Source organism: Massilimicrobiota sp. mt181, from assembly GCF_055420065.1.
This window is the reverse complement of sequence record NZ_JBVAYN010000004.1, coordinates 166419-189376: the sequence shown is the minus strand read 5'-3', so window position 1 is coordinate 189376 and position 22958 is coordinate 166419. Positions and strand designations below refer to the sequence as shown.

The 22958-nt window shown below is 33.9% G+C and carries 19 protein-coding genes; 3 read left to right on the top strand and 16 right to left on the bottom strand.

Going from position 1 to position 22958, the window contains the following annotated elements; all coding sequences use genetic code 11:
* Positions 1–78 precede the first annotated feature (78 nt).
* From proC to mraY, 11 genes are all read right to left on the bottom strand, one after another.
* Positions 79–870: a pyrroline-5-carboxylate reductase gene (proC, locus tag ACZYT4_RS04275; protein ID WP_463782714.1), complete on the bottom strand. Its 792-nt coding sequence runs from the start codon at positions 868–870 to the stop codon at positions 79–81.
* Between the two features lie 39 nt (positions 871–909).
* A complete protein-coding gene (gene ftsZ, locus ACZYT4_RS04270) occupies positions 910–1974 on the bottom strand; it encodes a cell division protein FtsZ (protein ID WP_463782712.1) in 1065 nt (354 codons plus the stop codon).
* 23 nt (positions 1975–1997) lie between these two features.
* Positions 1998–3275, bottom strand: coding sequence for a cell division protein FtsA (ftsA, locus tag ACZYT4_RS04265; RefSeq protein WP_463782711.1), 1278 nt, complete (start codon positions 3273–3275; stop codon positions 1998–2000).
* 121 nt (positions 3276–3396) lie between these two features.
* Entirely contained in the window at positions 3397–4161 is a 765-nt protein-coding gene (locus tag ACZYT4_RS04260; protein WP_463782708.1) for a cell division protein FtsQ/DivIB, read from the bottom strand.
* A gap of 9 nt (positions 4162–4170) precedes the next feature.
* Positions 4171–5082 (bottom strand): UDP-N-acetylmuramate dehydrogenase, encoded by a 912-nt coding sequence (murB, locus tag ACZYT4_RS04255; protein ID WP_463782706.1) that lies wholly within the window; start codon positions 5080–5082, stop codon positions 4171–4173.
* A gap of 2 nt (positions 5083–5084) precedes the next feature.
* Complete coding sequence (gene murG, locus ACZYT4_RS04250; RefSeq protein WP_463782704.1) at positions 5085–6173, bottom strand: undecaprenyldiphospho-muramoylpentapeptide beta-N-acetylglucosaminyltransferase; 1089 nt, start codon at positions 6171–6173, stop codon at positions 5085–5087.
* 23 nt (positions 6174–6196) lie between these two features.
* A complete protein-coding gene (gene ftsW, locus ACZYT4_RS04245) occupies positions 6197–7282 on the bottom strand; it encodes a putative lipid II flippase FtsW (RefSeq protein WP_463782702.1) in 1086 nt (361 codons plus the stop codon).
* Between the two features lie 95 nt (positions 7283–7377).
* Positions 7378–7962, bottom strand: coding sequence for an MATE family efflux transporter (locus tag ACZYT4_RS04240; protein ID WP_463782700.1), 585 nt, complete (start codon positions 7960–7962; stop codon positions 7378–7380).
* Between the two features lie 7 nt (positions 7963–7969).
* Complete coding sequence (locus ACZYT4_RS04235; protein ID WP_463782697.1) at positions 7970–8704, bottom strand: MATE family efflux transporter; 735 nt, start codon at positions 8702–8704, stop codon at positions 7970–7972.
* A 166-nt stretch (positions 8705–8870) separates the two neighbouring features.
* Positions 8871–10214, bottom strand: coding sequence for a UDP-N-acetylmuramoyl-L-alanine--D-glutamate ligase (gene murD, locus ACZYT4_RS04230; protein ID WP_463782695.1), 1344 nt, complete (start codon positions 10212–10214; stop codon positions 8871–8873).
* A gap of 1 nt (position 10215) precedes the next feature.
* On the bottom strand, positions 10216–11199 hold the full coding sequence (mraY, locus tag ACZYT4_RS04225; RefSeq protein ID WP_463782693.1) for a phospho-N-acetylmuramoyl-pentapeptide-transferase: 984 nt from the start codon (positions 11197–11199) through the stop codon (positions 10216–10218).
* A gap of 181 nt (positions 11200–11380) precedes the next feature.
* On the opposite strand from mraY, the gene ACZYT4_RS04220 reads away from it, so the two are divergent.
* Positions 11381–12847 carry a DUF1846 domain-containing protein gene (locus tag ACZYT4_RS04220; RefSeq protein WP_463782687.1) on the top strand — a complete coding sequence of 489 codons (1467 nt, stop codon included), beginning with the start codon at positions 11381–11383 and terminating at the stop codon, positions 12845–12847.
* A gap of 44 nt (positions 12848–12891) precedes the next feature.
* On the opposite strand, the gene ACZYT4_RS04215 is transcribed toward ACZYT4_RS04220, so the two are convergent.
* The gene (locus tag ACZYT4_RS04215) at positions 12892–13272 is read right to left on the bottom strand and encodes a DUF3783 domain-containing protein (RefSeq protein ID WP_463782686.1); all 381 of its coding nucleotides are present in this window, start codon (positions 13270–13272) and stop codon (positions 12892–12894) included.
* Between the two features lie 13 nt (positions 13273–13285).
* On the bottom strand, positions 13286–14743 hold the full coding sequence (locus ACZYT4_RS04210) for an LCP family protein (protein WP_463782683.1): 1458 nt from the start codon (positions 14741–14743) through the stop codon (positions 13286–13288).
* Between the two features lie 133 nt (positions 14744–14876).
* Here ACZYT4_RS04210 and ACZYT4_RS04205 point away from each other — a divergent pair, with 133 nt between their 5' ends.
* Complete coding sequence (locus tag ACZYT4_RS04205) at positions 14877–16058, top strand: Mbeg1-like protein (RefSeq protein ID WP_463782681.1); 1182 nt, start codon at positions 14877–14879, stop codon at positions 16056–16058.
* A gap of 5 nt (positions 16059–16063) precedes the next feature.
* Here the strand turns inward: ACZYT4_RS04205 and ACZYT4_RS04200 are convergent, their stop codons facing one another.
* Positions 16064–17104: a ribonucleotide-diphosphate reductase subunit beta gene (locus ACZYT4_RS04200; protein WP_463782678.1), complete on the bottom strand. Its 1041-nt coding sequence runs from the start codon at positions 17102–17104 to the stop codon at positions 16064–16066.
* A gap of 10 nt (positions 17105–17114) precedes the next feature.
* The gene (locus tag ACZYT4_RS04195) at positions 17115–19370 is read right to left on the bottom strand and encodes a ribonucleoside-diphosphate reductase subunit alpha (RefSeq protein WP_463782676.1); all 2256 of its coding nucleotides are present in this window, start codon (positions 19368–19370) and stop codon (positions 17115–17117) included.
* A gap of 136 nt (positions 19371–19506) precedes the next feature.
* On the opposite strand from ACZYT4_RS04195, the gene ACZYT4_RS04190 reads away from it, so the two are divergent.
* Positions 19507–20349 (top strand): putative manganese transporter, encoded by an 843-nt coding sequence (locus ACZYT4_RS04190; RefSeq protein ID WP_463782675.1) that lies wholly within the window; start codon positions 19507–19509, stop codon positions 20347–20349.
* A gap of 32 nt (positions 20350–20381) precedes the next feature.
* Here ACZYT4_RS04190 and ACZYT4_RS04185 read toward each other — a convergent pair whose 3' ends face one another.
* Positions 20382–22931: an NYN domain-containing protein gene (locus tag ACZYT4_RS04185; RefSeq protein ID WP_463782673.1), complete on the bottom strand. Its 2550-nt coding sequence runs from the start codon at positions 22929–22931 to the stop codon at positions 20382–20384.
* Positions 22932–22958 lie beyond the last annotated feature (27 nt).

Below are 22958 nucleotides of genomic sequence, written 5' to 3'. Positions count from 1 at the left end.
TGCCTTTTTCATCGCTGTTTTTTCTTTCCATTTTTTTACAAAAAAAATAGAAATATCGACTATTTCGATATTTCTATCCTATTTTTTTGATTGATAATGAACAGCAGCGGATATAGCTGACATTAAAGTTGCACGAAGTTTTCCTTCTTCCAATGCTTCAACCCCACAAATTGTTGAACCTCCTGGTGAACAGACTTGATCTTTTAAAACGCCAGGATGTTGTTTTGTCTGTAATTGCATAGCTGCACTTCCCAGCAATGTCTGCGATGCCAATTTATACGCCATATCTCTAGGAACACCTTCTTTGACAGCCCCATCTGCCAAGCCTTCTATCATCATATATACAAAAGCCGGTCCACAACCACTTAATGTTCCAGCTGTTGCCATAAGATGACTAGGCACAACTTCAATATTTCCAATAGACTCAAATAATTGTTTAACAAATACAAACTCATCTTCTGTCAACGAATGACGTTCCTCAATTAACGACATTCCTTTTAATACACGCACAGGCGTATTAGGCATAACAAATATATGACGTGTAGAAGAGTCCAATAATGATTGATATTTATCAAAATCATAACCTAATACAATTGAAATAACTGCTTTTCCTTTCAACATCTCAACATATGGTCGTAACACTTCTTCCACAACTTGTGGTTTCACACCAATAAAAACAAATTCACTCTTTTCAATAATTTCTTCTATTCCCTTTGCAAATTCCATATTTGTGTCCTGCATTTTTTGCAGTACCAAATCATTAATATCATACGCTATCATCTCTTTAGCTGACAAAAAACCAGAATCTATAATCCCACGAGCAATAGACCCAGCCATATTACCTAATCCTATAAATCCAATTTTTTTCATTACAAACCTCCATATAAAGAAAAGCTAACAAAAGTTAGCTTATAATTTTCTATTTCTTAAAAATGCTGGTACATCATCGTCATCATCATCTTCATACATTGATGGTTTGACAACAGACTCAAAAGAAGATGTCTGCTTTGCAGGTGCAGGTTCTTCTTCATCTTCAAATCCAGTTGCAATAACAGTAACAATAACCTGGTCATCCAACTGGTCATTAATAGCCACACCTAAAACAGTATTCACATCATTTCCAACTGCTTCTCGAATTGTTGCTAAAGCTGTATTGGCATCATACAAAGTAATATTTGTTCCACCTGTCACATTGACAATGGCATCTTTTGCACCAGCAATAGAAACATCTAATAAAGGTGAAGAAATAGCACGCATTGCAGCTTCTTCAGCTTTATTTTCTCCATCACTCATACCAATTCCAATCAATGCTGAACCTCTATCTTTCATAACTGATGAAACATCTGCAAAATCAAGATTAATAAATGCTGGAATAGCAATCAAGTCTGTAATTGTTTGAACACCTTGTCTTAAAACATTATCAGCTTCTCTAAAAGCTTCTCCCATTGGCTTACGGCCAATAGCTTCAAGCAATCTATCATTAGAAACAACAATAATTGAATCTACATTTTCTCTTAATTCAGCCAACCCACTCTTAGCCTGTCTTAAAACTTTAGGTCCTTCAAAAGTAAATGGAGAAGTGACAACACCAACTGTTAAAGCACCTAGTTCACGAGATATCTTTGCGACAACTGGGGCAGCACCTGTTCCAGTACCACCACCCATTCCGGCAGCAATAAAGACCATATTTGCTCCTGATAAAGCTGCTTTAATTTCATCTTCAGTTTCTAAAGCAGCTTTACGTCCAACTTCAGGATTCCCACCAGCTCCTAAACCATGTGTCAATTCTTTACCTAAAACAATTTTATTTTCAATATCAATTCCCTTTAAGATTTGTGCATCTGTATTGGCAACATAAAAGTCAACACCTTTTACACCATCTTTGGCCATTCTGGCAACAGCATTACAACCACCGCCACCAACACCAATAACTTTAATCTTTGCAACTTGAACAAAATCTAAATTCCCATCCATATTTCTCTATCCTCACTTTTATATTAATCTTCTTCACTAAATAAATTTTCAATCACTTTTGTCAATTTACCTTTTTTCTTCGTATCTATACCATAAGTCGTTTTGGTTTTTGTCAATCCTTTAAATCTGATACTCATTGTATTAGAAATATCGGGCAAAACAAGTGACGGATCCATTTGACCAAAAATCTTTAAACGATCATTGAGATAATACATCATACCAAGACAAGAAACAAAAGACATATCTCTAGCACCAATTGTATCAGGGCGATATGTCCTGACTGCACTATTTAAAACCTGTGTCGCTATATCGTCGATAGCAGGTAGTTCTCCACCTCCACCAACAATCACTGTTTCATAGCTTCTTCCGTCATTAATCACATCAATCTTTGTTTTAATGACTTCCATAATTTCCTTAACACCTTCAACTAAAACTTGTGCCAAGTCTCTTTGTGTATAATGTTTTTCCACATCATTTTGACTTGTTGTATGTATAACATCTTCATCTCCAATATGAAGATCACATGTTCCATATTTCACTTTATATAATTCCGCCTTATCCATTGGTATCTGCCATGATGCAGCTATTTTGCGAGTTAAATCATAACCTCCAACATGGGCCTGAGCTATGTACTTTAAATAACCATCCTCAAAAAAAGCAATTGTTGAAGAACGATATCCAATATCAATTAAAATAGCCCCCTCCTGAAGATAAACAGCATCGAATGCTTCTTTGGCACAGGCATAAGCATTAATTGTAATATCCAAAACTTCTACACCTGCTTTTTCAACAGCATTAATATATCCATAAAGTAATTTCTTTTTCGATGTAATCACTAAAGATTCTACTTTTAATGATGCTGATTTTTCACCAATCGGAATATCCTTCATCGATTTCGTATCAAGGTAAAACATTGCCGGAATTACAGAAATAATTTCTTCATCTTCCTTTAATTCAAAACGTTTTGAAAGCTTTAAAGCACGAACAATGTCTTCACTTGTAATCTGATCCAAAGGAGAATTGACTTTTGTAATTCCATCGCTTTGATATATATGCGCATGAAAAGACGGTATGCATAAAGCAACTTTTGTAATTGTTGCCCCTAATGTTTCTGAAGCTTCATCAATCAATTGTTTGACTTCACTCACCACAGCAGGCATATTCTCAATCTGTCCTTTACGAATTCCATGACTTGTTATTTTCTTAGCAAATAAAATATTAATATTTGCACTGACAACTTCACCAACAAGTAATTTTACCGTTGCACTTCCTATATCTAACACTGCATAGATATTCTTCATATATGATTCTCCTTCAAAAAATACTTCTTTATTATTGTAACATAATTTTTTCCATAAGAAAACATATAAATAACGAAAAAGAAAGACGAAAATCAAAAAAATAATGCACCAAATCGATGCATTATTCACAGTCTTTCATATAGACATTATTACCCTCAAAACTAAAAATACATTTATTCTTATAGACTTCTTTATTCGCTTCATAATTATATATATTCAACTGATTAACCATATCTTCAATACGAAGATAAAGAATTTTTCCGTCATCCATAATAAATTTCAAACGTGTTTCATCGGCTTTTTTAGGATCATAAATAATATCACTTGTCTGACTCTTGACAATCTCAGGAATATTCACATATTCCTTCGCAAATTGTTTCAATAAATCTAAATCCGTAAACTTTGTAATTTGTGGTGTTGATTGTAAAGAAGCAATCAAATCTTTATCATCAGTCTCACTGACATTTCCTAATTCATCAATCACATATGTTTTTTGATCAATCACACTATAAGCAACTTTTTGTGCTTCTTCAATTTCAATACGCACCGTACCAACTAACGATTTCGTGACCTTTACTTTTTTTACAAAAGCCATAGCTCCAACTTCTTTTTCAACTTGACTCGTATTGACCAATAAAGTCACGTCTCCTTTATGGACAGAAATTCCACTTAAAATATCTTCCTGGGAAAGTTCCTGTTGTCCAGTTACCACTATTTGACGAACACGCGAAACATCGCTCACAAAATATGCGCCGATCATCACAAAAATCAACAATACCAATAATATTTTGATTTTTCTCTTTAATTTTCGCTTTCTTTTATCTTTCCTTAATTTCTCAACCTGATTTTCATCATGTTCATTATAATAATATTGCTTCTGATGCATGAAAATCACCTACTCCCAATTAACCAGAATAACCTCTTTTTCTAGTTCTATGCCAAAACGATTAAAAACACTTTTCTCTACCAGTAAAATTAAATCCAATATATCTTTTGCACTGGCATAACCATTATTAACAATAAAATTAGAATGCTTTGGAGAAACCTGAGCGCCACCTATTTCATAGCCTCTCAAACCACATTCATCAATATATTTCCACGCTGGCTTCTCTTCGGGATTTCTAAAGATACTTCCAGCACTTGCAAAATTCCATGGCTGTGTAGACATACGTTTTTCCTTACGCTTATCAAGGACATGCATAATATCCTGAGGATCACGAGAAGTCATTGTAAATGTGGCTTCAATGAGAATCCATTCTTTGTGTTTTTGAAGAATGGACTGACGATATCCAAATTGCATTTCATCACGATTTAAAACAATCAATTGACCTTCTTCATTCAAAATCAAAGCTGATGTCAAAACATCACTGATACAATATTTATAGGCCCCGGCATTCATATAAACGCCTCCCCCAATTGTCCCAGGGATTCCACCCATAAATTCAAAACCAGATAGTCCAACTTTTGCTGATTCATACGCCAAATAAATCATACTAACACCGGCTTGAGCCTTAATTTCTACACCATTAAAATGAACTTTATTTAAATTTTTCAAAGAAAAAATAACACCTTCATATTCTTTGTCAGAGAACAAAAGATCAGAGCCTCTACCAATAACCATATGCTTAATCTGATGCTTTTGACAATATTGCATTCCTCTTTTTAATGCTTCAACATCTTGAATATGCACAAAAAGTCTGGCAGGTCCCCCAACTTTGAAAGTTGTATGTTTATATAAAGGTTCATTTTCAATAATTTCACCTAAATCTAATTCAACCAAATCATAAAATATATTTTCAAAATCCATGCTTATTTCCTTTCTAACGTTTTTAAAATTTCCTGATATATATCTTCACAAGCATGTGGTTTTCCTAGTTGACATGCATGAGCTTTTAACGAACTTAATAATTCCTGATTTTTCAATAAACTTCTTATTTCTAATACAAATTTTTCTGCTGTTAAGTCCTTTTCCAAAATCATGCGTGCAGCCTGCGCATTCACCAGTTCCTGAGCATTGTATTCTTGATGATTCGCTACAACATAAGGACTTGGAATCAATACAGAAGCAGCACCTAAAGCCGTAATTTCCGCTAAAGTTGTAGCACCAGCACGAGACACAATAACATCACAACTTGAAATCAAACTTGGCATATCATCTACATAATTCACCAAATGAATAGATGGATTCAAATCTCTCAAGTCTTTTTTCATTTCATCATAATATTTCTTTCCAGTGACATAAATGACATCATAATCATCATATTGCATCTGACGCAAAGCTTCCTTCATAACACGATTTACTGAAGAAGAACCTAAACTTCCCATCACAATAACAACTGTCTTTCTTGAAGCAGGAATTCCATAAATGTCATGAATATCTTTTAATTCCTGATGTGATACGACACTTGCACGTGGATTTCCTAATAAAACAGTTTTATTACTTGGAAAATCATTATACGCTTTTTGATAACAACATACAATCTTATTCACTCTTTTTATCAAAACTTTATTTGTTAAACCAATGATTGAATTTTGTTCATGGATCATTGTCGGTATTTTTAAACTTGATGCCGCCATCACTATCGAAGCACTTGGATAGCCTCCAAAACCAATAACTATATCAGGCTGAAATTCTTTTAAAATCTGTTTAGATTTCTTTAATGACTTCAAAAAAATGAAGACATTCTTTATTTTCTGTAAAGGATTGCCAACAAAACCCTTAACATCCAATCCATGATAGTCATAACCTAATTGCGGAACAACTTGAGATTCTAAGCGATCTGTTGTTCCCACAAATAAAAATTCTGCATTCTCATCTTGTGTTTTGATATATTCAACAAGGGCTAAAGCAGGGTACAAATGTCCTCCTGTCCCCCCAGCACTCACAATTATTTTCATCTCTCACCAACTCCTAATCCACATTATAGCACATCACGACAAGATTTCGAAATATTAATTAAAATTCCTATACTCATTAATGTAATGGTTAAACTTGTTCCTCCATAAGACATTAATGGCAATGTCACGCCTGTGACTGGAAACAACCCTACAACAACACCTAAATTAATCAGCGTTTGAATTCCAATCATAGAAATAATACCAACCATTAAAAAACCTCCAAATAAATCAGGAGCATTCTGACTGACTTTTAAAACAGTTTTAAAGAGAGTGACATATAAGAGGATTAACAAAACTCCGCCAATAAAGCCAAATTCTTCTGCCACAATCGCAAAAATAAAATCTGTTTGAGGTTCCGGTAAATAAAAATGTTTTTGAATACTTTGATCAAAACCAACCCCTAATAAGCCTCCCGGTCCAATCGCATACAAAGCCTGAATAGCCTGAAATCCACTTCCTAAGGGATCTTGAAACGGATTTAAAAAAGACAAAATACGTTCCATACGATATGGTGCAGATAAAATCATAATAACAATGCCAAAAATTCCTATAATACCTAAGCCCACAAAATAAATAAAAGGAAAAGGAGAAACAATAATCATGACAATGATACTACATGCCATGACTACACCACTGCCAAAATCGGGTTGCAGCATAATTAATAGAAAACCTAGTCCCATAATTCCCAAAACAGGAAAACTGTATTTTAATTTCTTCATCTGATAATAATGCTTTTCAATATAGACAGCAGTATAAATAATGATACCAATTTTAAATAATTCACTAGGCTGCAAGGCAAAGACACCAAAATGAAACCAGCTACGACTTCCACCTCTCACCACACCTAATCCAGGAATCAACACGAGAATAAGCAAAAGGAAACAAATCACGAGAATCAATTTATAATATTTTTTATAGAGATGATAATCAATACGTGATGTCACAAACATAGCCAATATTCCCAAACACGCAAAAAGAGTCTGACGTTTGATATAATAGAGAGAATCGTCATATTTATAGAGTGCCCAGATATGTGAAGAACTATAAACACTTATTAGACCAAATATCACAATGATCAACGTCAGGCAAACAATTTTTTTCGTTTTCATAGTGACACCCCCATTATTTTTAATATATGACGAAAACGAAAAAAAAGAAGATATATTCAAATATCTTCTCAAAACACATAGAAGTTCCTTTTTTATCAATGACTATACAACTCTTGCGTATATGTCTTCATATTGAATCCAGCATAAACAGCTACAAAAACTTCTGTTAATGGCATAGCAAGCCATAAGAAATTCGGAGATATAAGTGGTAACAGGAATATCAATAGGCCACTGAGAATCAACACTCTTGAAATGGAAACAATAAAAGAAATTTTAGGTTGTAACAAAGCTTGGAAATAATATGTTGAAAATATATTAAATGGTAACAGTAAGAATGACAAACCATAACAGCTGATAATTTGTGGAGCAATAGCAGTGATTTCTGGTGTAGGTGCCATAAAAATACGAACAAATGTCATTGGTGTAAACAGGGATAAACCAGTCCATACAAGACTAAAAAATGCCACACTGATTAAAGCATATTTTAAAATCTCCTGAATACGACGAGGTTGATTGGCTCCATAATTGACAGAAATGATCGGCTGTGATGCCTGTCCAACACTATATGCACAACATTGTACAAAGGTTGAAATATTCACAATAATTCCATATACAGACAAAGCATTGGTTCCGAGATATTTCATAATCTGTCGGTTAAACAAAATTGTCAAAATTCCCATAGCAACATCAATAAAAAAATGTAGAGAATCCAGTAATAGATATCTTCGTTATCTTTTCTACAAAATGGGTAGGCTTTTTCAGTTTTAAAGTATTTGTCTTTTTCACAAAATGAAGCATTAATATCACAAAAGATATAACAGCTCCCATAGCAGTTGCTAAACCTGCTCCATAAACACCCATATCCATCACAAAGACAAAAAAATAATCTCCAAAGATATTAAAAATTCCACCTGCCAGCACACCAATTGTAGCAAGAGTCGGATCATTATCATTTCGCAAATAAGCAGATAACATCTGATTCAATAAAAAGAACGGAACGACATATTGGATAGGCTGAAGATAACTTAATCCTAAAGGCAACAATTTTTCTTCAGCTCCAAAAAGCATTAATAATTGTTCATCAAAAACAACAACTACAAACCACGCTAACAAAGCCAGAACAATCGCTCCAATAACTGATGTTGTAAAAATTTCATGAGCTTCCTGATCCTTACGACCCTCTTGTCCTTTCAAAGTACTAAAGATAACAGAACCACCAATACCCATCAATAATCCTAAACTATAGACAATATTCCATATTGGTGCCACAACAGCTAATGCAGCTGTTCCATCTGGTCCCTGATACTGACCAACCATAGCCATATCAACAATAGAATAAATTGATGTTATTAAGGCACTCCCAAATGCCGCTGCAAGATACTTAAAAAATATCGGCCTTATTCTTCCATTTAAAAAATCCATTTTTTTCTTCCTCCCTCAACAAATAAAAAAGCTGGACAAGAACAGATATCTCAATCTGTAGCCTTATCCAGCTCACCATTTCTTATGAATAGCTCACCCTCCGAGCAAGCATAAATATTCTATTACTTTTTTATCAATAGTCAAGATAGATTCATTTCTCTTTCACTTATTCAAATGCGTTGACAATCTGCTTAAAGACACGTCCACGTTCCTCATAACCACTAAATTCATCATAAGAACTTGTTGATGGGGATAACAAAACAACATCTCCTTTTTGAGCAATGTCTTTTGCTTTTAAAATAGCATCTTTCATATGTGGAACCACAATCGTTGATGGACAATGCATGTCTTTGGCAAAACGCTCTCTTGCTTCACCAAAACAAATCAATGTTGAAATATGTGAATGATAGGAAGCCATCTCTGTTAAATCCAAGCCTTTTTCATGTCCACCCATTAATAAAATAACAGGTTGTTCAAAGGCCTTTAGTGCTATGATAGCAGCATCTGTATTCGTCGCTTTAGAATCATTATAATAGCGAACACCTTGATATTCTCTAACAAATTCAATACGATGCTCAACTCCCTGAAAAGCTGCCAAAGCATCATGAATCACTTGAAGACACACACCACTCAGTGCACAAGCCACAATAGCAATCATCATGTTTTGAACATTATGTTTGCCAACAATTTTGATTTCCTGAAGCTCTATGACTTTTTGTCCCTGATAATATATAGCCTGATCTTTAATCATACAGTCAGCTTCTTTTTCCAATGAAAAAGTTATTCTTTGGGCATGAACAGGATATTTTTTCAAATATTCCTGCAATACCTCATCATCTAAATTTTCAACGAAATAATCATCTTGATTTTGATTCATATAAATACGTGTCTTAGATGCATAGTATTCATCTAATGAATCCATGTAATCCAGATGATCTGGAGTCAAATTAATAATCGTAGAAATATGAGGATGGAATTGATCAATATCTAACAATTGAAAATTAGACATTTCTAAAACAACATCATAATGATCCTGATGAAGCAAATCATTTTTCAATACCAAAGAAGAATAAGGTGTTCCCACATTTCCTGCTAGACAAACCTGATGTTGTGCCTGTCTTAAGATATTATCAATCAAAGTGACTGTTGTTGTTTTTCCATTTGTCCCTGTAACAGCAATATAATTTTGCATTTTGGCAACCTGATAAGCCAATTCAATTTCTGTATAAACAGGAATACCTCTTTCTTTTAACCTTAAAACAAAAGGTTTATGATAATTAATACCAGGATTTTTCACAACAAAATCAAAATCTCTTTCAAATAATTCCTGAGGATGACCACCTGTAATCATCTCAATACCACGACTGACATATTCATCATAACAGTCTATTTTTTCCTGTCTCGCAAATTCATTCACTGTAATGGTTGCATGTAGTGCTGACAAAAGTTCTACAGCAGCTTTTCCACTTTTTGCTAGACCTAAAACTAAAACTTTTTTTCCTTTTAACATATTACATAACCCCTAATACAATACCAACGATTCCGCAAATAAATCCTAAAAACCAAAATGAGATGACAACCTGCTGCTCACTCCATCCCAACATTTCAAAATGATGATGAATAGGTGCCATTTTAAATACTCTTTTTCCTCTTGTTTTAAATGAAACAACCTGAATAATAACAGATAATGTTTCTACCAGGAATACTCCACCAATCAGAATCAATAATAATTCCTGACGTGTTAAAACTGCTAATGCTGCAAGAAGGCCACCTAAGGCAAGTGAGCCTGTATCTCCCATAAAAATACGTGCAGGGTGATAATTGAAAAACATAAATCCTAATAAAGCCCCAATAACAGCCATCGCATAAATAGCAATTTCATAATCCTTATTCATAATAGCAAAAATAACAAAAACAGAAATTGCAATCATAGAAAGTCCTGTTGCTAATCCATCAAGACCGTCTGTCAAATTCACAGCATTGCTGCCAGCTGTAAACATGAAATAAACAAGAATTGGATAAAACCATCCAATATCAACTTCAATATGTAATAATGGAATAGAAATAGCTGTATCAAAACCTGGAATAAAATATCTTGCTAAAAAGTAAAAAGCTATAGCAACCACTGACTGTAAAGCATATTTATATAAAGGCTTTAAACCTTCATTTGTTTTTCTTACAACAATCAAATAATCATCAATAAATCCAACCAATCCAAATCCAACAAAAGCAAATGTCAATAAATGAATATAAGGATTATTTAATGAAGAAAAATTAAGAATATAAACAATCAAAACAGCACCTAAAATAAAAACAATACCACCCATAGTTGGTGTTCCACCTTTGGCTTTATGTGATTGTAAACCTTCTTCTCTTTCTACCTGACCAAACTTTAATTTCTTTAAATACTGAATAGCTTTTGGCATCACTGCCAAAACCAAGACAAATGCCAATAAAAAATTCAAAACAATTCTCAAAAAGACCATATTAAACATAATAAGACTCCTTTACCTCTTTTTATCTTTTTACAATATATCATATTTTTTCTTCAATAACAACCTATCAAAAAATGTCATCTTCATTCATAATTATCAATGTTTATCGACATAATATTTTTTTATTATTTTCTTTAACTTCACTTCATTTTCTATATAATGTTGACTAGGAGTGAGAGAAATGAAGAAAGCATTTAGTAATGAATTATATGTTGAACTACAATCTAAGCATATACAAGAAAGAATTGACCAGTTTGACAATAAGTTGTACTTGGAATTTGGTGGTAAACTTTTCGATGATACTCATGCTTCAAGAGTATTACCAGGATTTGAACCAGATAGTAAATTAAAAATGTTACTGACACTTAAAGATAAGGTGGAAGTGATTATTGCTGTATGCGCCAAAGATTTAGAAAGACACAAGATGAGAAGAGATTTAGGTATTACTTATGATGATGAAGTCATTAGACTTATTGATGAATATACGCGTGTTGGTTTATATGTCGGTAGTGTCACAATTACACAATACCAGCATCAAAATTCAGCCGATACTTTTAAAACAAAATTAGAAAAACGTGGCATTCAGGTCTTTATGCAATATCCTATTGAGGGTTATCCACATAATGTTGATCATATTATTTCTGAAGATGGCTTTGGTAAAAACGACTACATTATGACAACAAAACCATTAGTCGTTGTGACAGCCCCAGGACCTGGTTCTGGAAAAATGGCAACATGTCTTTCACAGCTTTATCATGAACATAAACATGGCATTCGTGCTGGATACGCTAAATTTGAGACATTCCCAATCTGGAATTTACCATTAAAGCATCCTGTTAACTTAGCCTATGAAGCTGCAACAATTGATTTAAATGATGTCAATATGATTGACCCATTCCATCTTGAAAAATATAGTGAAACAACAGTCAACTATAATCGTGATATTGAAATTTTCCCAGTATTGAATACAATGTTTGAAAAAATCTTTGGGGAATCTCCTTATGCTTCACCTACAGAGATGGGTGTCAATATGGCGGGATATGCCATAATAGATAATGAGGCCGCAAAAGATGCCAGCTGTCGTGAAATTGTGCGTCGCTACTACCATGCACAGGTTGACTATCTCATGGGCAAAATCAATGATCAGTCACTTGAAAAAATGCAAATGTTATTATCACAGGCTGGTGTAGATGCCAAAAATCGTAAATGTGCTATTGTTGCAAGAGACATTGCACAAACACGTCAAGGACCTGTATGTGCTATCGAATTAAATGATGGCAAGTTAATCAGTGGAAAAACATCATCATTATTGCGTGCCTCAAGTGCCGCAATGCTTAATGCTTTAAAATATTTAGCAGGCATTGAACAGGATATCGAATTAATTTCACCGACTATGCTTCATGCGATTCTATCTTTAAAAAATGATTATTTAAATATGAAAACACCATTATTAGATATCGACGAAGTTCTTTTAACCTTAACAATTGCTTCATCGCAAGATCAAAATGCTAAAAAATGCCTTGAAGCTCTACCATTATTAAAAGATAGCGAAATTCATTCAACTGTTATTCTCAGCAATAAAGATACAGCAACATTAAGACAATTAAAAATGAATCTGACTTGTGATCCTAAGCATGCGCATGCTTAGGATTTTTTATAAAGAAAAGACTGAAACATTTCAACGCCTTAGTTTCAGTCTTTCATATTCATAAACTGCTGATATTCATTAGCGACACTTTGATAAAGCTGTACAAATGTATAATCAGCATTGTATTTTGTGAGAATAGCTTTATAAGGAATATGAGGGATTCCTTTCATTCTAAAAAGCTGTAATAGCATATCCAGCTGTTCATCATGATTTAATGCAAAGAAAACAAATGTCTGTTCCATTGGTGCCAACAACAGATTTTTCTCCTGTGCATCATATCCTTCAAGTTGGAGCAGATACCCCATCTTTTGATGAATCTGATCATCTGGAATTTCTCTTATCACAATATCTAAATCTTTCGCAATATCTTCAATTTTAGCTCTGATATCATCTGCTAGATGATATATTAAAATGGTATCTTTCATAACTATCCTTTCTTTATTGTTCTAAATCTCCCGTTTCGGTAGAAATCTTTTCATTATTCATCATCTGATCAATATAATCACAAGCCTGCTGAATAGACAATTCATATGGAATGACCACAGAAGCGTTCATACCAACAGAATAGCAAGGCATAGAAGCACTGTCACCAATAATCTGATATGATTGAATATCCCACTGAGGCATATCAGATAATTGCATTTGAACCAAGGCATTCATTTCTTCACTGGTCATATTCGTTTCAATACTTTGACTGACTGTATCCAGCACCTGCGAAAAAGAAGTTAAAATGGCTGGTGAACAAACTTTTTTCACAATGGCAGAAATCATTCTCTGCTGATTTCTTCCTCTTGCAAAATCTCCATCAATAAAGGATTTTCTTTCACGCACAAAAGCTAATGCCTGCTGTGCATTCAACTGATTGTTTCCTTCTTGAATCTGATAATTTCCAATCTTTGTTGTAAAGGATACTGGTGAATAAACAGTAATTCCTCCTAAAGCATCAACAATATCAATAAAAGACGTAAAATTCATACGGACATAATAATTGATATCCTGATCAACCATATCCGATAATGTATCAATGCTTTCCTGTAAACCATACATTCCTGTATGCGTAAATTTATCATATTCACCATTGCGATGCAGTGGATAATAAGTATCACGTGGAATACTGATCAACAATATCTGTTTTGTGGTAGGATTGACACACACCAGCATATTCACGTCACTACGAGAAATCGTCGTTAAATCTCCATATTCATCATTTCCACTAATATAAACCAAAAATGGTTTTTCAGTCACATCCACACTTTTAGCATTGACAGCATCTTCATTTTGTTTCACCTGAAAAATGACACGGGTATCGTCACTAAAATTCTCTTCTTCCTGTTCAACAAGACTTCTAAATGCTTCATCTAAAATAATGGCATCCACATCTTCATTATAAAGCTTCTCTACAAGATTATGGAAATCTGAAGAATCCTCTAAAGAAATCTTGCCCACTTCTTTTTCTATCTGCGAAACAGTATAATCCATTGTTTCCTCATCAACATAAGAAACATGTGAAACCAGATGTTGAGGTAATTGATGTTCATTTCTAATTTCAGAATCCTTCAATACAATAACAGAAACCGCTCTTGTCTGAAATGTTTCATCCGCTAATAAATCAACAACCTGACCGGTTCTATAAATATAAAAAGAGCCGACTGCCATAACCGAGCTTAATAAAAGGCTCAATAACTGCGTCAATAAAGAACGCTTACTTCCTTTCTTTTTATAAAAAATCAAGAAATATTCACCAATCATTAAGGCAACCAAAATAACAGCAGTGATTATTATATATTTCATCGGAACAAAACTAATAAAATACATTGTTGACAAAATAACAATCGACATTAGAAATTGGATACTATAAACAATACGTCGTATATATTTATTGTCTAATTTTTTCATATCGTGACACATCCTTTTTTGTTAGGTTATCATATTTCGACAATTTTAGCAATCAAATATCAAGTCATGATTTGCATTTTTAAGAAAAATCATGTAAAATGTGTCCCAATATAAGAAATAAGGAGGCGATTTGATGACTTACAATACAATCCATCATTATGTTCAATTACGTGGTGACCTTTTGGCTAAACAATTTCCTTATAATGAAATTGATGCACTCATATTTAGTGAACTGGCCTATGTCTATTTTGATGAAATCATTGATGAACCTATCACTTTAAAGGAGGCTTATCAAAAATATCAACAAAGAAATGCCAATCTTTCTGAAAAACAACTGCAAACGATTATGGTTCCAAGTCATGCTTTATTTGAAGAAATAGCAAAATCACCACGTTATCAAAATATTCAAATTATCGCCTACGTTAATGATATCAATAAGGAATTTATCAAACAGTTTTCTGCTTTAGCACTTCTATTAGAAGATGGTCGTATTGTCATTTCTTATCGTGGCACGGATGATTCCTTAATTGGATGGCATGAAGATTTTTTAATGTTATGTGAAAAAGTTGTTCCAGCGCAAGAATCATCTGTCCATTTTCTAGAAAATATAGCCAGTACAACTATTCATACAACCTTATGGGAAGATTTAAACAATCCATTTTTAGATGCATCCTTATGGCGTCGTTTTCAAAAACATTTTCAATACCAAAAAAATCGTCCTTTATGGCTTGTTGGTCATTCTAAAGGAGGCAATCTTGCTATGTATGCAGGATGTTTTTGTCAAAAAGACGTTCAACAAAGAATTATCCAGATTGACAATTTTGATGGTCCAGGTTTTCAGGACGAAATCATTCATTCAAGCAATTATCAAAAAATGTTACCTCGTATTCATAGCTACATTCCTCATTATTCCTTTTTTGGTATTGTCTTAGGTCATGAAGAAGATTATACTGTGGTGAAAAGTCAGGAGATAGGAATGATGCAACACAATGCCTTTTCATGGCATGTCAATGCTAATCATTTTGAAAAAGATGAATTATCATATGAAAGTGTAGAGTTTGCTGTAAAAGTTATTCTTTTTTTAGAGAAATTAAACTATGAAGAAAAACATCAATTTGTAAAGGCAATGTTTGATCTTTTTGATAAATTATCCATCTATACTTTTTCTGATTTATCACATATTTCTTATAAACATATTATTAATGCCATTAAAGAATTAACTTTATTAGACACCAAAACACGTAATATGTTGTTAGAGGTTCTTCATATGTTATGGCTTGAAGCCAGAAAAATCAAAAAAGGTACTGCTCAATAATAGTTTTATAAATCATCTTCAATAGCCCCTGATTTAGCATATGCTGTTGACTTAGCTTCAAAAAAATCTGTTTTGATCTGATTGGCCTGACTATATAAAGAGACCCAATGCATCGATTCCGGTTCATCTTCATATCCTTCAAAAAGTGGCTTAAATCCTAATGATGTTGCTCTTAAGTTACCCAAATAATGAATATAGTCACTGACCATATCTATTGTCAATCCTTCAATACGATTACCTAGAACGTATTCAGCCCAAGCTATCTCTTCTTGAACACCACGTCGCATCATTTCGCGATAGACTTCAATATTTTCTTGAGTAAACAGTTCTGGTTCTTCTTTTTGAAGTTCTAATATCATATTTCTAAATAACCATAAATGTGTATTTTCATCACGATTAATATAACGAATCTCCTGGGCTGAACCCGGCATCTTTCCCATTCTTCCTAAATTATAGAAAAACATAAAACCACTATAAAAATAAATACCTTCCAATATATAGTTAGCCATAATGGTCTTCATCAAATGAAAAGAATCACGATGCTCTAAAAAAGCATTATACTGTTCTCCAATAAATTGATTGCGCTTTAATAAATGTTCATCATATTTCCACTGATATAAAATTTCATCACGCTTAGCTGGAGAACAGATAGTATCTAGCATATAACTATAGCTTTGTGAATGAACGGCTTCCTGAAATGCCTGAATAGTTAAGCAGAGATTGATTTCATTAGCTGTAATATATTCACCAATATGGGGTAAATTGGCTGTCTGCAGTGAATCTAAAAAAACTAAAAATGAGAGAATCTTATCATATGCCTGTCTTTCTGCATCCTTTAATAGGCGATAATCCTTAATATCTTGTGCCAAATTGATTTCTTCAGGAATCCAGAAATTATTCATAGCTTGACGATACCAGTCATGAACCCATTGATATTTCATATGATTAAAATCATTCAAATTCGTTGTATTTCCATTGATCATACGACGTTTTCTAACATCAGTATCTCCTTGTGCATTAAATAATGCCTTTGTCTTTAATTCCATATGTCCTCCTTTATGCACTACAAGATTCACATTCTTCAACTTCTAAAGATTGACTCCTGACATAATACAATGTTTTCACACCTAATTCATAAGCCAGAATATACAAATTCAAAAGCTTTCTGAAGGTAAATTCCTGTGTAATATAAATATTCACTGATTGTGACTGATCAATATGACGTTGACGTATTCCAGCAGCTTTGATAATCCAATTTTGATCGATATAATGTGCATTTTTATAAAGCCAAAATGTTTTGGGACTCAAATCTGGGGCCACACGACGCATCAGACTTCCCTTTTTTTCTTCAATAAAAAACTTTTTCATAATAGGATCAACAGCAGCTGTTGTTCCTGCAATAATAGATGTTGAAGATGTTGGTGCAATAGCCATTAAATAACCATTTCGTAAGCCATAGTGATGAATCATCTCTTGAAGCTGTTGCCATTTTGGAGAGTGATAATTTCTTTTTTGAAAATAAGCACCTGTTTCATAATCACTTCCCTGAAAATAAGCATAGTGACCCTTTTCTTTCGCCAATAGACAAGAGGCTTCTAAAGCATAGTAGTTGATTTTCTCATATAACTGATCCATGAATTTTAAATGTTCATCACTTTCAAATGGAATGCCTTTTTGACATAACAAATGATGATATCCACTTGTTCCTAAACCAACGGAACGATATTTTTGATTCGTGATTTGGGCAAAAGGAATTGGATAATAATTGAGATCAATGACATTATCTAACGCCCTCATCACAACATGAATTGTTTGCTGGAGTTCCTTCTCATCATCTACATTTAAACGCCCTAAAGTTAAAGAAGCCAAATTACAAACAACAAAATCTCCTGGCTTTGTTTTTTCTACGACAATCGTTTCCCCATGAAGATTAACAGTCTCAGTATCTAAAATCTCCATAGCACTCATATTCTGTGCAATCTCACTACATAGATTACTACAATAAATCATTCCTTGGTGATGATTAGGGTTCATTTCATTGACATGGTCACGATTAAAAGCAAATGGTGTTCCCGTTTCTACTAAAGATCTGATGATCAGACGAACAATTTCTTTAACTGTCATCACTCTTTTAGAAAGACGATCGTCTGCAACACAATCATAATAACGTTGTTCCCACTCTTGACCAAAATAATCCTCTAAATGATATCCCTTAATTTCATAAATTTCATGAGGACACATCATATACCATGGAGCATCTAAATTCGTTTTAGCAAGTTCCCAGAAAAGATTTGGGTAGCAGACTCCAGGAAAGATATCATGTGCTTTCATGCGATCATCTCCATTATTGGTACGAATCTGCAAAAATTCAGGCAAATCTTTATGCCAAACATCCAAATAAACAGCTGCTGCCCCCTGTCGCACACCAAGTTGATCAACTGCAATGGCTGTATCATTAACCAGCTTCAGCCAACGAATGACACCGCCAGCTGCACCTTTATAGCCACGAATCGAACTCCCGTTAGCGCGCACTTTTCCAAAGTACAGTCCCATTCCTCCACCATGTTTGGATACCTGAGAGAAATTATCTAAACTTTTATAAATGCTATCTAATGAATCTCCCACTACATCCACAAAACAAGAACTCATCTGATGGAATGGTTTTCTGGCATTAGACATGGTAGGTGTTGCCATGGTCACTTTTAAAGTACTGAAAACATCGTAAAACTGTTTAGCCCAATGCACACGCTCTTTTTCCTGCATCGCTAAATGCATAGCTATTCCCATGAACATTTCCTGTGGTGTTTCTAAGACATGATGTTCATAATCATGAATCAGATAACGTCTATAAAGAAGTTCTAAACCACTATAATTAAACAAATCATTGCGTTCATCTTTCAAATATGCTGATAATTCTTCAATTTCCTGGGGAGAATAATGTTCTAAAAGATAAGCACCATAATATCCCTCACGAACAAAATATTGTACTTTCTCAACAAAAGTAGACAATTGAAGCTGCTGCATACGTTGCTTCACTTGACACATGATATCATATCCTAAAAATCGTGCTGCAATCATTTCCCACTCTGGTTCTTCAACACTAATCAATTCTTCACTCGCCTTCGTCAACATTTCAAAAGCCTCTTGGTGACTCATTCCCTCTTTATAAAAAGAAAGCCATTTGTTATAAAGAGATTGTAAATGATCTTTATTTTGGCAGAAATCTTGTTGAATCCTTTCAAAAACAGAAAGTAAATCCTGATTTCCCATTTTTTGTAAAAAAGTCGTTATGATTTTTTCATTTGTCTTCATTTTCTCACATCCTTGTCGGCATTCTACCATACCATAAAATACTTTGACCACTCATATGCCCAACAAATATTTTTATAGCATTTCATTAGCATTTTTTTCATCGTTGTGATATGATTAATCACTATCGGAGGTGTATATGTTACATATTTTAGAACACTCATTACAAGATTTAATCCCTATGCTGCCATTTTTATTTCTCACTTATTTATTAATGGAGTATATTGAACATAAAGGGACACAAAAATTTCAGACATTTTTAACAAACGCACAAAAATTAGGACCTATCATTGGAAGCTTTTTAGGTATTATTCCTCAATGTGGTTTTTCTGTGATTGCCAGTGGACTTTATCTGAATCAAAGTATAAGTCTAGGAACTTTATTATCCGTCTTTATTGCAACAAGCGATGAAGCCATTCCAATCTTAATAGCGCAACCAGAACAGAGTCAGATTATTCCTCTTATTATTATTTTAAAAATTGTTGTGGCTATTGCGGTCGGATATATTGTAGATGCCTTGGTTCAATCCCATCATCTTCAAAGCAATCATTTATTACATGATATTCACGAACATTGTGATGAAGAAGAACATGGTCATGGTATAGTCTATCTTGCTTTTATTCATACTATCAAAATTTTCATCTTTGTCTTTGTAGTCAATTTTGCCTTGACATGGATTATTGAAGAAGTTGGTGAAGATACATTAAGCTATATTCTTATTAATGGTTCTCTTTTCCAGCCAGTGCTTGCTGCTATCACTGGTTTCATTCCTAACTGTGCCGCAAGCGTTCTCTTATCACAGCTATATATTGATCAAGTTCTCAGCTTTGGCGCATTATTTGCCGGTCTGATGACAAGTGCAGGTTTGGGATTACTTGTTTTATTACGCATGTATGACAATAAAAAAGATATTTTCAGAATTGCTGGTATCTTATTGATCAGTGCCAGCATCACAGGAATTCTTTTACAATTTCTATTTTAAAAGCAAATGCTTATCAGCACTTGCTTTTTTTATTACTTATATTTTTTAACATCATCTAGTAAAAACTCATGATTTTGTGGTTGCTTTCTTTGAAATTCTTCAAAATGATGTGTGCTCACTGCTTCTACTTCCAAAGCCAATTCACGAGATGACATACGTCTCGCTCCTCTACCAATGACAATCGTCTGTTCTAAAGCATCTGAAGTTGCGACAATCACACGATAATCACTCGCCAGCTGGTGAGTTACTCTTTCAATATACATATCAGCTGTTTGAGCTTCTTTGGTATAAACAACATAGACATTATGATGTTTTTCTTGTGTACCCAAATTTTGTTTTACTTTATAGGCATCAAAAACAATAATCATCAAACATTGTTTATATCCCTGGTAATTACTTAAAATATCAATCAGTCGATCACGAGCTGCACCTAAATTCACCATCGCCAAATCTTTAAGTTCTGACCATGAATGAATCACATTATAACCATCCACCAATAAACATTCTGGTTTGACAGTGACACTCATTGACTCTTCAAACTGTTGATTTTTGCGATAATAATCATCCGCTAAACGACGTTTGACTGGGCCATATGTTCTTTGAAAGATAGCATCCAACTCTTCATCTTCACTGTCATAAACCGGCAAAGTAGAGTCTGCTTGTTTTTGAGATGAAGACTGATAATGATAAGGTATATGCATATAATTTTCTACTTCATTCCATGGAACATAAAAGCCTGCTCCCTGACGGCAAAAAATAGAACCTGTCGGATTCAAAGTATCAGTTTCACTATCATATCGAATACGATCTATGACTTCCTGTGAATTATGACAAGGATAATATCCTTTCATTGTACAAATCATCTGCCCTCTTCCTTTTGTTGCAGAAATGATATTTTGCTGATAATCCTGCAAACAGGCAGCTGGTCCAGAGCCATAGATATCAACTTGAGCAGAATGATTTTCTATACTCACCTGAGCATGTCTTTTTTCTAAATCATATAAAACACGACTTAAAAATTCTTCAGGTATTTGAATATGAATGTCATAATAAGGTTCCAGTAACTGTGATTCTCCTTTTTTAAGACCCTGACGAATGGCACGATAAGTCGCTTCACGGAAATCTCCACCTTCGGTATGTTTCTGATGAGCCTTTCCACTCAGGAGTATAATCTTCATATCTGTAATCGGTGATCCTGTCAAAACACCTAAATGTTCTTTTTCCTGAAAATGGGTCATAATTAAATTCTGATAATGCAAAGCCAGTTCATCATGAGAACACTGACTTTCAAAAACCAACCCACTTCCTGCAGGCATTGGTTCTAACAAGACATGAACTTCTGCATAATGGCGCAATGGTTCAAAGTGTCCAACACCTTCAACTGGTTTTGTAATCGTTTCTTTATAAAGTATTTCACCATGATCAAATGTCACATCTTCATGGAATCTATCATGAATGAGATTTTGCAGAATCTCAATTTGAATCGTTCCCATTAATTGAACATATATATCTTGTGTTTTAGCCACATAAGAGATATGTAAAGTAGGATCTTCCTGTGCCAGTAGCTGAAGATTTTTCAACATCTGATGACAATCTGTATGAGGAGACAAGACAACACGATAATTCATATAAGGAGTCATCATAGGTTGAGAAACACTCTGATCTTTCAATGTGCTACCTGGCAAATAATTCTTTAATCCTTTTAATGCAACGACATCACCTGCGTTGGCTTGAGATAATAGTGTATATTTCTGTCCATCATATAAACGAATCTGATCAACTTTTTCGTCTTTCAAAACATCTTTAACATGCAATGTTCCACCCGTCAGTTTCACAAATGTCAATCGATTTCCCTGCTGATCATGATTGACCTTATAAACCAGACCATCAAGCTCCTGCTGGTAAGAAGGTTCTTGCACATATGTATCCAACATATCTAAAAAGGTACTCACCCCATCATTTTTTAAAGCTGAGCCAAAAAAGACAGGAAAGATTTTTCTTTGGAGAATACCTTTTTGAATATGCTCTATAGAAATACTTTGATTTTCCATATATTCATCAAGCCATAAATCATCAACTAATGCTAGGTTTTCATAGAGCTGTGGCATTGGAATGGTAAAATCCAAACAAAATTCATGACATTTTTGTGTCAATTCTTTAAGCAAATCTTCTTTGATATAATGTGTCTGATCCATCTTATTCATAAAAACAAATGTAGGAATATGATAATGTTCCAACAAACGCCATATCGTTTCAGTATGGGACTGAACTCCATCCATCCCATTAACAACAATAATCGCATAATCCAAAATACGAAGTGTACGTTCCATCTCGGCAGAGAAGTCGGCATGACCTGGTGTATCAATCAATGTCAATTGTGTATTTTTCCAGTGAAAAAGAGCCTGTTTTGAAAAAATCGTAATACCACGATGACGTTCCTGCTTATCATAATCTAAAAAGGTATCTTGATGGTCCACTCTTCCTAATCGACGAATTTCTCCAGAAAGATAAAGCATACTTTCAGATAATGTTGTTTTTCCAGCATCAACATGTGCCAATATTCCAATAACGATTTTTTTCATTTCAAAGCCTCCTTCTCCTTTAAAGTT

Coding starts and splice junctions, on each gene's coding strand:
- ACZYT4_RS04205 (WP_463782681.1), top strand. CDS start 14,877: ATGACTTACAATACAATCCATCATTATGTTCAATTACGTGGTGACCTT.
- ftsZ (WP_463782712.1), bottom strand. CDS start 1,974: ATGGATGGGAATTTAGATTTTGTTCAAGTTGCAAAGATTAAAGTTATT.
- ftsW (WP_463782702.1), bottom strand. CDS start 7,282: ATGAAAACGAAAAAAATTGTTTGCCTGACGTTGATCATTGTGATATTT.
- ACZYT4_RS04220 (WP_463782687.1), top strand. CDS start 11,381: ATGAAGAAAGCATTTAGTAATGAATTATATGTTGAACTACAATCTAAG.
- ftsA (WP_463782711.1), bottom strand. CDS start 3,275: ATGAAGAATATCTATGCAGTGTTAGATATAGGAAGTGCAACGGTAAAA.
- ACZYT4_RS04185 (WP_463782673.1), bottom strand. CDS start 22,931: ATGAAAAAAATCGTTATTGGAATATTGGCACATGTTGATGCTGGAAAA.
- ACZYT4_RS04190 (WP_463782675.1), top strand. CDS start 19,507: ATGTTACATATTTTAGAACACTCATTACAAGATTTAATCCCTATGCTG.
- ACZYT4_RS04210 (WP_463782683.1), bottom strand. CDS start 14,743: ATGAAAAAATTAGACAATAAATATATACGACGTATTGTTTATAGTATC.
- murG (WP_463782704.1), bottom strand. CDS start 6,173: ATGAAAATAATTGTGAGTGCTGGGGGGACAGGAGGACATTTGTACCCT.
- ACZYT4_RS04235 (WP_463782697.1), bottom strand. CDS start 8,704: ATGGATTTTTTAAATGGAAGAATAAGGCCGATATTTTTTAAGTATCTT.
- mraY (WP_463782693.1), bottom strand. CDS start 11,199: ATGTTTAATATGGTCTTTTTGAGAATTGTTTTGAATTTTTTATTGGCA.
- murD (WP_463782695.1), bottom strand. CDS start 10,214: ATGTTAAAAGGAAAAAAAGTTTTAGTTTTAGGTCTAGCAAAAAGTGGA.
- ACZYT4_RS04240 (WP_463782700.1), bottom strand. CDS start 7,962: ATGGGAATTTTGACAATTTTGTTTAACCGACAGATTATGAAATATCTC.
- proC (WP_463782714.1), bottom strand. CDS start 870: ATGAAAAAAATTGGATTTATAGGATTAGGTAATATGGCTGGGTCTATT.
- ACZYT4_RS04195 (WP_463782676.1), bottom strand. CDS start 19,370: ATGAAGACAAATGAAAAAATCATAACGACTTTTTTACAAAAAATGGGA.
- ACZYT4_RS04215 (WP_463782686.1), bottom strand. CDS start 13,272: ATGAAAGATACCATTTTAATATATCATCTAGCAGATGATATCAGAGCT.
- murB (WP_463782706.1), bottom strand. CDS start 5,082: ATGGATTTTGAAAATATATTTTATGATTTGGTTGAATTAGATTTAGGT.
- ACZYT4_RS04260 (WP_463782708.1), bottom strand. CDS start 4,161: ATGCATCAGAAGCAATATTATTATAATGAACATGATGAAAATCAGGTT.
- ACZYT4_RS04200 (WP_463782678.1), bottom strand. CDS start 17,104: ATGGAATTAAAGACAAAGGCATTATTTAATGCACAAGGAGATACTGAT.